We start from the raw sequence: 11639 nt of genomic DNA on the forward strand, positions 1-11639 counted from the left end.
GGGGTCCACGGCGACACGGCGGCACGGATCGCGATAGCGTCACGGCGGACTGCGCAACCGACTGCGTACCGCCCGGTTCGGGGGGCTTTCTCCCCGGGCCCCGAATGAGCTTGTGCCACCTTGGAGGTGAGGGTGTCCCAGATCGCAGGCGAGCCCGGGACCCAGGACTTCGTGGAAGTCCGGCTGCCCGCTGCGGGTGCCTACCTGTCCGTGCTGCGTACGGCCACGGCCGGCCTCGCGGCGCGCTTGGACTTCACCCTCGACGAGATCGAGGACTTGCGGATCGCGGTCGACGAGGCGTGCGCGATCCTGCTCCAGCAGGCCGTGCCGGGGTCCGTCCTCAGCTGCGTCTTCCGGCTGGTGGACGACTCCCTCGACGTGACGGTCTCGGCCCCGACGACGGACGGCCGGGCGCCCGAGCGGGACACCTTCGCGTGGACCGTCCTGTCCGCGCTGGCCGGAAAGGTCGAGTCGTCCGTGGCCGAGGACCGTACGGTCTCCATCAGCCTGTACAAACAGCGCGGCGCGGGGCCAGGCCCGGCGTGAGGAGCGGGGACGCGACGGCCGGCTTCCCTGAGCAGCAGGCGCGGCCGCATCCGGAGGTCGAGGTCGAGGTCGCTACGGAGCAGGCGGTCCACATGAGCGAGCACGAGCAGCACAGCAGGGTTCCCGAGGTCGTGGAGGCGCCCGCGGTCACGGAGACGGAGCCGCCGCGGGTTCCGGACCCGCACGACCGGAGCGGCGCGCGGGCGCTCTTCATCGAGCTGCGCACGCTGCCGGAGGGCTCCCCGGAGAAGGCGGAGCTGCGCAACCGGCTGGTGCGGATGCACCTGCCGCTGGTGGAGCATCTGGCCCGGCGGTTCCGCAACCGCGGGGAGCCGCTGGACGACCTGACCCAGGTCGCGACCATCGGCCTGATCAAGTCGGTGGACCGCTTCGACCCCGAGCGGGGTGTCGAGTTCTCGACGTACGCGACCCCGACGGTCGTCGGCGAGATCAAGCGGCACTTCCGCGACAAGGGCTGGGCGGTCAGGGTGCCGCGCCGGCTCCAGGAGCTGCGGCTGTCGCTGACGACGGCGACGGCGGAGCTGTCCCAGCAGCACGGCCGCTCGCCGACCGTGCACGAGCTGGCGGAGCGCCTCGGGATCTCGGAGGAGGAGGTCCTGGAGGGCCTGGAGTCGGCCAACGCCTACTCGACGCTCTCGCTGGACGTTCCCGACACGGACGACGAGTCCCCGGCGGTCGCGGACACCCTGGGCGCGGAGGACGAGGCCCTGGAGGGCGTCGAGTACCGCGAGTCGCTCAAGCCGCTCCTGGAGGACCTGCCGCCGCGGGAGAAGCGGATCCTGCTGCTCCGTTTCTTCGGGAACATGACCCAGTCACAGATCGCGCAGGAGGTCGGCATCTCGCAGATGCATGTGTCCCGGCTGCTGGCCCGGACACTGGCCCAGCTCCGGGAGAAGCTTCTCGTCGAGGAGTAGGCGGCGGGCGCCCGCGCGGACAGGCGCGCGGGCCGCGCCGCGGTGGCCACGCCACCGCGCGACGGTCGCGTCCCGGCGCCGCTCAGGCCAGGGCGCCGGTCACGCCTCGCCGCGGCGGCCGATGCCCAGGGCCTCGGTCGTCGCGGGGTTCACCAGGAGCACCAGGCCCGTCACGGCGAGGACCGCGAGGGCGATGCCCGCCGGGATCAGCGCGCTGTTCGCCTGGAGGAGCTGCCAGGCGACCGGCAGCGCCAGGATCTGCGTGATGATCGCCGGGCCGCGGCTCCAGCCCCGGCGCAGCAGCAGGCCGCGCGCCGCCAGCCCGGGGATCAGCCCGAGCGCGGCCAGGGTCGCGCCTCCGGTGACGGCCTGGGTGAGACTGTCCGGGTCGCCGGTGATTCCCGTCACGAGGACGTAGAGCCCGCCGGCCACCAGGGCCAGCGCCTCGATGCCCGCCACCGCGGCAGCGGCGGCCAGGCGGGCGGGGCGGGGGGGCTGCTCGGCGGGGCGTTCCCCGGTCTGCTCCGTACTGCTCATACCAGGCAGGGTAGCCGGACCCCCCCGACCTGCCCCTCTGGGCCCGGTACCACCGGGTAGGTACCCTGGCGACCATGCGCGCACTTCTCGTGGTCAATCCGGCAGCAACCACCACCAGTGCTCGCACCCGGGACGTCCTCATCCACGCCCTCGCCAGCGAGATGAAGCTGGAGGCCGTCACCACCGAGTACCGCGGCCACGCTCGTGACCTGGGGCGACGGGCCGCCGAGGCGGACGATGTCGATCTGGTCGTCGCCCTCGGCGGGGACGGCACCGTCAACGAAGTCGTCAACGGACTGCTCCACGGCGGTCCCGATCCGGAGCGGCTCCCGGGCCTCGCGGTGGTCCCCGGCGGTTCGACCAACGTCTTCGCCCGGGCGCTCGGCCTGCCGAACGACGCCGTGGAGGCGACCGGCGCGCTCCTCGACGCGCTGCGTGAGCGCCGCACACGCACCGTGAGCCTGGGGCTCGCCTCCGGCACGCCGGGAAGCGAGGACGAGGCGGTTCCGGCCCGTTGGTTCACCTTCTGCGCGGGATTCGGTTTCGACGCGGGTGTCGTCGGCCGAGTCGAACAGCAACGGGAACGCGGCAAGAGATCGACGCACGCCCTCTACCTCCGCCAGGTGGTGCGCCAGTTCCTGGACGATCCGCACCGCCGGCACGGGACGATCACGCTGGACCGGCCCGGCGAGGACCCGGTCGAGGACCTGGTCCTGTCGATAATCTGCAACACCTCCCCCTGGACCTACCTGGGCAATCGTCCGGTGTACGCGTCCCCGGAGGCGTCCTTCGAGACCGCCCTGGACGTGCTCGGCCTGAGCCGTCTGTCGGCCCCCGCGGTGGCCCGCTACGCCACCCAGCTGCTCACTTCCACCCCCGAGCGCGGCCCCCACGGCAAGCACGCCCTGTCCCTGCACGACCTGACCGACTTCACCTTGCATTCGAAGGTCCCGCTGCCCCTGCAGATGGACGGCGACCACCTGGGACTGCGTACGAGCGTGACGTTCACAGGCGTACGCCGTGCACTGCGTGTGATTGTGTGAGCGGAAGGGCCAAAAGTCCTTTCACTCGAACGTTTAGGCTGCCATCCACCCCTTAGAAGTACGGCTGTGACCTAGCCGACACCGAGGAATCAAAAAAAACTTTCCGGAAGGGGTTGTATCCGCAGCCGAGGTTTGCGAATCTCTTCATGGCGCTCGGGACGGCCCGCAAGACCGGCCTCCACTGAGAGTCAGAACCCCTCCTCGAACTCAGGACCACACCAGTTCATCTGGCAGTCGGCCCTTCACTTGCGGGGGGATTCGTGAAAGCGTTCACATTCACAAGCAATCCGCACGTCACACCAAGAGAGGTAGCAGCCATGGACTGGCGTCACAACGCCGTTTGTCGTGAGGAAGACCCCGAGCTGTTCTTCCCCATCGGCAACACCGGTCCTGCGCTGCTGCAGATCGAGGAAGCCAAGGCCGTCTGCCGCCGCTGCCCCGTCATGGAGCAGTGCCTGCAGTGGGCGCTCGAGTCCGGCCAGGACTCCGGCGTCTGGGGTGGCCTCAGCGAGGACGAGCGCCGCGCGATGAAGCGCCGCGCCGCTCGCAACCGGGCGCGCAACGCCAGCGCCTGAAGCCCCCTGTCAGCCTGAGGCAAGCGGCGCGTACATCGCGTACGCAATCACCGCCCCCGAGCCGCAGCGCGCAGCAGTAACCCACAGCATTCGAGCCCCGGACCGATCTCCTCGGACCGGGGCTCGCTGCTGTACCGGCCCGTGCGCGCCCCCGCGAACGAGGGCCGGCCGGGCTACTTCTGCGGGTGGACGGGGATGTCGAGGACGACCCGGGTGCCGCGCTCGGAGCCGGGCTGCATGTCGAAGCTGCCGCCCAACTCGCCCTCCACCAGCGTCCGTACGATCTGGAGTCCGAGGTTTCCGGCGCGCTGCGGGTCGAAGCCCTCGGGCAGACCGCGCCCGTCGTCCTTCACGGTGATCAGCAGCCGGGCGTCGGCGCGGGGTTCGCCCCGGACGGCCGTGACCTCCACCGTGCCCTGCTCCCCCTGCGCGAAGGCGTGTTCCAGGGCGTTCTGGAGCACTTCGGTGAGGACCATGGAGAGCGGGGTGGCGACCTCGGCGTCCAGGATGCCGAAGCGGCCGTTGCGCCGGCAGGTGACCTTGCCGGGCGAGATCTCGGCCACCATCGCGATGACCCGGTCGGCGATCTCGTCGAACTGGACCCGCTCGTCCAGGTTCTGGGACAGCGTCTCATGGACGATGGCGATCGAACCGACCCGGCGGACGGCCTCGTTGAGCGCCTCGCGGCCCTGCGGGGAGTCCATCCGGCGGGCCTGGAGGCGCAGCAGCGCGGCGACCGTCTGGAGGTTGTTCTTCACCCGGTGGTGGATCTCCCGGATGGTGGCGTCCTTGGTGATCAACTCGCGCTCGCGGCGACGCAGTTCGGTGACGTCCCGGAGCAGGACGAGGGAACCGATGCGGGTGCCCTTGGGCTTGAGCGGGATGGCGCGCAACTGGATCACACCGCCGTTGCCCTCGACCTCGGCCTCGCGGGGGGCGTAGCCGGAGGCCAGTTTGACCAGGGCCTCGTCGACGGCGCCCCGGGAGGGGGCGAGTTCGGCGGTGATCTGGCCGAGGTGCTGGCCGACGAGGTCGGCGGCGAGTCCGAGCCGGTGGTACGCGGAGAGCGCGTTGGGAGAGGCGTACTGCACGATGCCGTCGGCGTCGAGGCGGATCAGCCCGTCGCCGGCGCGGGGCGAGGCGTCCATGTCGACCGCTTCGCCGGGGAAGGGGAAGGAGCCGGCGGCGATCATCTGGGCCAGGTCGGAGGCGGACTGGAGGTACGTCAGCTCCAGCCGGCTCGGGGTCCGCACGGTCAGCAGGTTGGTGTTGCGCGCGATCACGCCGAGGACGCGGCCCTCCCGGCGTACGGGGATGGACTCGACCCGGACCGGAACCTCCTCGCGCCATTCGGGGTCGCCCTCGCGCACGATGCGGCCCTCGTCGAGGGCGGCGTCGAGCAGCGGGCGGCGTCCGCGCGGGACGAGATGGCCGACCATGTCGTCCTGGTAGGAGGTCGGCCCGGTGTTCGGGCGCATCTGGGCGACGGAGACGTAACGGGTGCCGTCGAGGGTCGGGACCCAGAGTACGAGGTCGGCGAAGGAGAGGTCGGAGAGCAGCTGCCACTCCGACACCAGCAGGTGGAGCCACTCGAGGTCGGACTCACTCAGAGCGGTGTGCTGGCGGACGAGGTCGTTCATGGAGGGCACAGGTGCGAGCGTACCCGCGGAATTCGGGGGCCATGAACCTGGATCTCAGGGCGTTCGTGATGGAGGATGGGCCAGGAAAGATGCCGCGCGCATGGATGGACAGACAGAATGGTCTAGTCCACAATGCTCATGCGGCATCCTGGAAGACGTCCGCCCTCCCCGCACAGGAGGGTGGATCGAGGTAGCGACGCTCTCTGCCCTGACTGCGTCGGAACCTCCCATCGGCCGAGGGACCGCACACCCCCGGCCGGGCAACTCCGGGCTGCGGTGCCGGACGGGTTGAGGGTCCCGTCAGGCGCCGCGGCCCGCGGGTCTTTCCGGGCCCTTCGGGGCCGGGAGTCCGCTTCAGCCGGCGGCCGGCACGGACGGCCAGACGAGCATCGCCGCCTCCGCGACCGCCTCCAGCTCTTCCCTCGTGGCCCCGTCGCGCGCCTGCTGGGACATGCCCTGGAGCACCGCTCCGAGCAACCGGGCGAGCGTCGTGACGTCCGTCCCGGCCGGCAGCTCCCCGGCGGCGACACCCCGCCCGATCCGCTCCTCGAACGAGGCCAGGTTGCTGTTGCGCCGGTCGCGCAGGGCCTGCTCGACCTCCGGATTCGAGCAGTTGGTCGCCGCGGAGATCATCAGGCAGCCGCGCGGGTGGGACGGGTCGGTGAAGACGTCCGCCGCCTCCACGAGCATCCGGCCGAACGCGCCGCGCGCGGTGGGCTCCTCGTCGAACGCCCGGCCGCCGTACGCGCCGTAACCGACGGCGTACGCCTCCACGACCTCCTCGAACAGAGCCTTCTTGTCACCGAAGGCGGCGTAGAGGCTCGGGGCGCTGATGCCCATGGCGCGGGTGAGGTCCGAGACGGAGGTGGTCTCGTAGCCGTGCTCCCAGAACGCCATCGTGGCCTGCTCCAGCGCCGTCAGGCGGTCGAAGGAGCGGGGCCGGCCGCGCGCTTTCGTCGTCATGGATGAATTCTATAGCGGACGCTACGGAAGGGTGCTACGGTTTCTTTCTGTAACGACCACTACGGAAGTGAGGGGGGCGTCCGATGGGTGCGCTCACGGGGAAGACGGCGCTGGTCACGGGCGGCAGCCGGGGCATCGGGCGGGGGATCGCCGAGCGCCTGGGGCGGGACGGGGCGCGGGTCGCGGTGCATTACGGGACCAATGAGACGGCGGCGAAGGAGACCGTCACGGCGATCGAGGAGGCGGGCGGCGAGGCGTTCGCGATCGGCCAGGAGCTCGGGGTGCCCGGGGACGCGGCGGCGCTCTGGGAGCGGTTCGACGAGCGGGCCGAGGGGCTCGACATCCTCGTCAACAACGCGGGGATCGGCGCCTCGGCCCCGTTCGCGACGATCGACGAGGCGGAGTACGACCGGATCTTCGCGGTGAACACGAAGGCCGCGTTCTTCCTGGCCCAGCAGGGCGCCGAGCGCCTGCGCGACGGCGGCCGGATCATCAACATCTCCACCGGCCTGAGCCACGCCGCGATGATGCCCGAGCTGATCGCGTACGCGATGTCCAAGAGCGCGCTGGACACCTTCACGCGCTATCTGTCCAAGGTGCTGGGCGGCCGGGGCATCACGGTCAACGCGGTGGCGCCGGGGATCGTGGACACGGACATCAACGCGGGCTGGCTGCGGGGGAGCGAGGAGGCCTGGAAGGGCGCTGCGGCCCTGTCGGCACTCGGCGAGGTCGGCACGCCCGCGGACATAGCCGATGTGGTGGCCTTCCTGGCCTCGCACGACGGGCGCTGGGTGACGGGTCAGTGGATCGACGCCACGGGAGGCTCGATCGCCTGAAGGGGACGCGGCGGGAGGCGTGGTGCACGGCCCGGCGGAGAGGCGGCTCCGGTGGCTCCGGAGGGTGTCCCGGCCGACCATGGGAGGGGCCGGTCCGGCAGGCGGACGGATCCTTAAGCGGGCGCCCCCTTCTCTGCTAGATTTAGCTAAGATTGGTCTATACCACAGGCCCCTCTTCAGATCGGCAGGCACCAGCGTGGAAGTTGTCATCGTCCCGGACGCCAAGGCAGGCGGCGAGCTGATCGCGGACGGCATCGCCGGGCTCCTGCGCCGCAAGCCCGACGCGCTGCTCGGCGTGGCCACCGGCTCGACTCCGCTGCCCATCTACGAAGCCCTGCTCGCGCGGGTCGAGGCCGGCGCCGTCGACGCCTCCCGGGCGCGGATCGCACAGCTCGACGAGTACGTCGGGCTGCCGGCCGGCCACCCGGAGTCGTACCGCTCCACCGTGCTGCGCCAGGTCGTCGAGCCGCTCGGGCTCTCCCAGGACGCCTTCCTGGGCCCCGACGGCTCCGCCGAGGACGTGCAGGCGGCCTGCGAGGCGTACGACCAGGCGCTCGCCGACGCGGGCGGCGTCGACCTGCAGATCCTCGGCATCGGGACCGACGGGCACATCGGCTTCAACGAGCCCTGCTCCTCGCTCGCCTCCCGGACCCGGATCAAGACGCTCACCGAGCAGACCCGGGTGGACAACGCGCGCTTCTTCGACGACGACATCGAGCAGGTGCCGCACCACGTCATCACCCAGGGCATCGGCACCATCCTGGAGGCGCGCCACCTCGTGCTCCTCGCCACCGGCGAGGGCAAGGCCGAGGCCGTGGCGCAGACGGTCGAGGGCCCGGTCGCCGCGATCGTGCCGGCCTCGGCGCTGCAGCTGCACCGGCACGCCACGGTCGTGGTGGACGAGGCCGCCGCGTCCAAGCTGAAGCTGGCGCACTACTTCCGTCACACCTTCGCGAACAAGCCCGCCTGGCAGGGCATCTGACCGCACGGTCCCGGGACACGAGGCTCCCGGGACACGAGGCTTCTGGGCTACGAGGAGGGGCCCGGCACCTGGAACAGGTGCCGGGCCCCTCCTTTGCCTCCCGCGGGGCCGCCGGACCCCGCGGGAGTCGTCTCACACGCCGGCGATGGCCTCCGCCGCCGCCCGGCCGCAGACCCGGGCCGCGCCCCGGGTGGCGATGTGCAGGGCCCCCCGGGGCTCCGCCTGGCTCAGGCCCATCTCCACCACGACCGTGTCCGGGCGGGCCGCCAGCAGGGCGTCCAGCGCCTCGGTCATCCACGGGTGACGGTGGGCGTCCCGGACGACCGCGACGATCCGGCGGTCCCCCGCCGCCGCGAGCACCGCGTCCGCCGAGGGCGCGTCGTAGGTGCCCTTGACGGTCCCCGGGAGCAGCCGCTCCAGCTCCGCCGCGACGCCCCACGGTGTCTCGTCGCCGACGGCGATGTTGGCGACGGGCGCGAAGGAGGCGACGTAGGGAGCGCTGGTCATCGGCGCGTAGGGCCGCTCCCCGGTGGTCACCTCCAAGGCGCGGCGAGCCGCCACCAGACCGATCTCGGTGCCGGGCGCGGTCCCCTCCTGCACTGCCGCGCCCGGCCCCGATACAGCCCCCCTCGCCCGATGCGCCTGGGTCCAGGACGCCAGGGCGCGTACCCGCGCCGCGGCGTCCGCCAGCCGCTCCTCGGGCAGCTCACCGGTCCGTACCGCCTCGACCAGCGCGTCGCGCAGTCGAAGTACCGTCTCCTCGTCGGCCAGCCCGCCGCCGACGCAGATGGCGTCGGCGCCCGCGGCGATCGCGAGGACGGATCCGCGCTCGATGCCGTACGTCGACGCGATGGCCTGCATCTCCATGCCATCGGTGACGATCAGCCCGTCGAAGCCCAACTCCTGGCGCAGCAGACCGGTCAGGATCTGCGGGCTCAGCGTGGCCGGGCGGTCGGGGTCGAGCGCGGAGAGAAGAATATGCGCGCTCATGACGGCTTTGGTACCCGCCGCGATCGCCGCGCGGAAAGGCACCAGCTCACGGGCGTGCAGTGTGTCGAGTCCCACATCGATCCGGGGCAGCGCGTGGTGCGAGTCCACGTTGGTGTCGCCGTGTCCGGGGAAGTGCTTGGTGCAGGCGGCGACGCCGACGGCCTGGAGGCCCTCGACGTACGCGACGGTGTGCCGGGCGACGAGTGCGGGGTCGGCGCCGAAGGAGCGGACGCCGATGACCGGGTTGTCGGCGTTGGAGTTCACGTCGGCGGAGGGCGCCCAGTTGAGGTCGACGCCGCACTCGGCGAGACGGCGGCCGAGCTCGTGGGCGACGGCCCGGGTGAGGTCGGGGTCGTCCACGGCGCCCAGCGCGTAGTTGCCGGGGAACGAGGAGCCGTGCCGGACCTCCAGGCGGGTGACGTCGCCGCCCTCCTCGTCGATGGCGACCAGGACGTCGTCGCGCTCCGCGCGCAGCCGCGCCGTGAGGGCGGTGAGCTGCTCGGGGGTGGCGATGTTCCGGCCGAAGAGGCCGACGGAGGAGAGCCCTTCGCCGATCCGGCGGAGCAGCCAGTCGGGGGCGGTGGTGCCGAGGAACCCGGGCTGCAGGACGGTGAGCGCGTCGCGGGTCAGGGTGTCCGTGCCGGTGGTGAGCGTGGTCATGGGAGGCGTCATCCCTTCACCGCGCCGGCGGTCAGACCGGCGGCCATCTTGCGCTGGACGAGGAGGAAGAGGATCACGATGGGGACGGCCATCATGGTGGAGCCCGCCATCATCGGGGCGTACTCGGTGCCGTTCTTCGTGATGAAGTTGCCGAGCCAGACGGTGGCGGTCTGGTTCTGCTGGCTCATCAGCATCAGGGCGTAGAGGTACTCGTTCCACGCCTGGATGAAGCCGTAGACGGAGGTGGCGACCATGCCGGGCGCGAGGAGCGGGAAGACGACCCGGATGAAGGCGCCGGTGCGGGTGCAGCCGTCGACCTGGGCGGCCTCCTCCAGCTCCTTGGGGATGTTGACGATGAAGCCGCGCAGCGTCCAGACCGTGAAGGGCAGGATGAAGGTCAGGTACGTGATGATCAGGCCGGTGATCCGGTCGTACTGTCCCAGGTCGTTCAGCATCAGGAAGACCGGGATGATCATCGCGACGAGCGGGACCATCTGGACGGCGAGGATGCCGACGATCACGATCTTGCGGCCGCGGAAGGCGAAGCGGGAGATGGCGAGCGCCGCCAGCATGCCGACGACGATGCCGATGACGACGACCACCGAGGAGACGATGAGGCTGCGGGTGACCGGGCCCCAGAAGTCCGCGACCTCCAGCGCCCGCTTGAAGTTCTCCAACGTGAAGGTGGAGGGGAAGAAGTGCGGGTTCGGGTCGATGGCGTCCTTCGCCGGCTTGAACGCCGTGTTCACCATCCAGTAGACCGGGAAGCCGATCACCACGACGACGAGGAGTCCGAGGAGGTTCCAGCCGAGCTTGGGCGTGCGGCGGCGGGTGGTCGCGGGGGCGGCGGGGGCCGCGGTCTTGGTGGTCACGCGGCCCGGTGCGTTCGCGGTGCTCACTCCACTTCTCCGATCTTGAGCATCTGACGCATGTAGACGGCGACCACTCCGAGGAGCAGGAAGACCGTGACGAGCGCGATCGCCGAGCCGGTGCCGTAGTCGTTGACGACGAACGCCTTGTCGAACGAGTACGTGGTGAGGACCTGGAACTCCGCCTCGGGGTGGCCGTTGCGCATCACGTAGACCTGCGGGAAGACGCCCATGTCCCAGATCACCGAGAGCGTCGTCAGCATGACGATGATCGGCTTGAGGATGGGGAGCGTGACGAAGCGGAAGACGCCCCAGGCTCCGGCGCCGTCGAGGCGGGCGGCCTCTTCGAGCTCCTTGGGCACCTGGGTGAGGCCGGCGCTCAGCGTGATGACCACGAAGGGGACGGCTCCCCACACCACGAGCAGCATGATCACGGCGAGGCCCTGGGGGCCGCTGGCGAACCAGTTGTGGCCGATCATGTCGACGCCCGGCACCTTGCTGAGCAGCCAGTTGAGCACGCCGTAGTCGGCGTCGAAGAGCCACTTGAAGATGGCGGTGGCGACGATGATGGGCATGCCCCAGCTGGCCACCAGCACGATGTTGATCAGTGCCTTGACCCAGCCGGAGACCTTCTGCAGCAGCAGCGCGATCATCATGCCGAGGACCATGGTGAGGACGACCGCGCCGGCCGTGAAGACCACGGTGCGCAGGACGACGGCCCAGAACTCGGTGTCCCCCAGGATCTTCGAGAAGTTCTCGAACCCCGCCGACTCCGCCTCCTGGAAGCCCCAGAGCTGGGGCTGGCCGAAGTGCTGGAAGGAGAGGGTGACCAGCCGCAGCAGCGGATAGCCGAGGACCAGGACCAGGACGAGCAGGCAGGGCGCGAGGAGGAGCCAGGGGATCCCGGCCGCGCCCTTGGTCGTCTTCTTCCCCGGCGTGCCGGGCGTGCCGGCTCCAGAGCCGGATGGTGGCGATTGCCGCAACGGCGGCACCTTCGCGGTGGTTGTGTCTGCGGCACTCATCCCGTGCTCCTCAGCGATCCCTCTCTGGTACGGGCGGCGGG

Annotated in this window: 12 protein-coding genes; 6 read left to right on the plus strand and 6 right to left on the minus strand. The window is 70.9% G+C overall.

Going from position 1 to position 11639, the window contains the following annotated elements; genetic code table 11:
• Positions 1-132 precede the first annotated feature (132 nt).
• Both ACFZBD_RS12325 and ACFZBD_RS12330 read left to right on the plus strand, forming a co-directional pair.
• Positions 133-546, plus strand: a complete 414-nt coding sequence (locus ACFZBD_RS12325) for an anti-sigma regulatory factor (protein WP_015036094.1) — start codon at positions 133-135, stop codon at positions 544-546.
• Positions 543-1481 carry a SigB/SigF/SigG family RNA polymerase sigma factor gene (locus ACFZBD_RS12330; RefSeq protein WP_391139289.1) on the plus strand — a complete coding sequence of 313 codons (939 nt, stop codon included), beginning with the start codon at positions 543-545 and terminating at the stop codon, positions 1479-1481. The genes ACFZBD_RS12325 and ACFZBD_RS12330 overlap by 4 nt, the downstream gene beginning before the upstream one ends.
• Positions 1482-1580: 99 nt before the next feature.
• Here ACFZBD_RS12330 and ACFZBD_RS12335 read toward each other — a convergent pair whose 3' ends face one another.
• Positions 1581-2018 (minus strand): hypothetical protein, encoded by a 438-nt coding sequence (locus tag ACFZBD_RS12335; protein WP_391139290.1) that lies wholly within the window; start codon positions 2016-2018, stop codon positions 1581-1583.
• Between the two features lie 74 nt (positions 2019-2092).
• On the opposite strand from ACFZBD_RS12335, the gene ACFZBD_RS12340 reads away from it, so the two are divergent.
• Both ACFZBD_RS12340 and ACFZBD_RS12345 read left to right on the plus strand, forming a co-directional pair.
• On the plus strand, positions 2093-3061 hold the full coding sequence (locus ACFZBD_RS12340) for a diacylglycerol kinase family protein (RefSeq protein ID WP_391139291.1): 969 nt from the start codon (positions 2093-2095) through the stop codon (positions 3059-3061).
• Positions 3062-3378: 317 nt separating this feature from the next.
• Positions 3379-3636, plus strand: a complete 258-nt coding sequence (locus ACFZBD_RS12345) for a WhiB family transcriptional regulator (RefSeq protein WP_003953983.1) — start codon at positions 3379-3381, stop codon at positions 3634-3636.
• 173 nt (positions 3637-3809) lie between these two features.
• Here ACFZBD_RS12345 and ACFZBD_RS12350 read toward each other — a convergent pair whose 3' ends face one another.
• On the minus strand, positions 3810-5276 hold the full coding sequence (locus tag ACFZBD_RS12350; protein WP_391139671.1) for a histidine kinase N-terminal domain-containing protein: 1467 nt from the start codon (positions 5274-5276) through the stop codon (positions 3810-3812).
• Positions 5277-5630: 354 nt separating this feature from the next.
• Positions 5631-6239: a TetR family transcriptional regulator gene (locus ACFZBD_RS12355; RefSeq protein WP_391139292.1), complete on the minus strand. Its 609-nt coding sequence runs from the start codon at positions 6237-6239 to the stop codon at positions 5631-5633.
• 83 nt (positions 6240-6322) lie between these two features.
• Here ACFZBD_RS12355 and ACFZBD_RS12360 point away from each other — a divergent pair, with 83 nt between their 5' ends.
• On the plus strand, positions 6323-7075 hold the full coding sequence (locus tag ACFZBD_RS12360) for an SDR family oxidoreductase (RefSeq protein ID WP_391139293.1): 753 nt from the start codon (positions 6323-6325) through the stop codon (positions 7073-7075).
• 196 nt (positions 7076-7271) lie between these two features.
• Complete coding sequence (gene nagB / locus ACFZBD_RS12365; protein WP_391139294.1) at positions 7272-8057, plus strand: glucosamine-6-phosphate deaminase; 786 nt, start codon at positions 7272-7274, stop codon at positions 8055-8057.
• A gap of 132 nt (positions 8058-8189) precedes the next feature.
• Here the strand turns inward: nagB and ACFZBD_RS12370 are convergent, their stop codons facing one another.
• Genes ACFZBD_RS12370 through ACFZBD_RS12380 form a run of 3 tightly spaced genes read right to left on the minus strand, consistent with a single transcriptional unit; the run spans position 8190 to position 11598 of the window.
• Positions 8190-9707 carry a glycoside hydrolase family 3 N-terminal domain-containing protein gene (locus ACFZBD_RS12370; RefSeq protein ID WP_391139295.1) on the minus strand — a complete coding sequence of 506 codons (1518 nt, stop codon included), beginning with the start codon at positions 9705-9707 and terminating at the stop codon, positions 8190-8192.
• Positions 9708-9715: 8 nt separating this feature from the next.
• A complete protein-coding gene (locus ACFZBD_RS12375) occupies positions 9716-10579 on the minus strand; it encodes an ABC transporter permease subunit (RefSeq protein WP_391139672.1) in 864 nt (287 codons plus the stop codon).
• A 23-nt stretch (positions 10580-10602) separates the two neighbouring features.
• The gene (locus tag ACFZBD_RS12380; RefSeq protein WP_391139296.1) at positions 10603-11598 is read right to left on the minus strand and encodes an ABC transporter permease subunit; all 996 of its coding nucleotides are present in this window, start codon (positions 11596-11598) and stop codon (positions 10603-10605) included.
• Positions 11599-11639: the final 41 nt, after the last annotated feature.

The sequence above is a fragment of the Streptomyces sp. NPDC008121 genome (assembly GCF_042957155.1).
Taxonomy (GTDB): Bacteria; Actinomycetota; Actinomycetes; order Streptomycetales; family Streptomycetaceae; genus Streptomyces.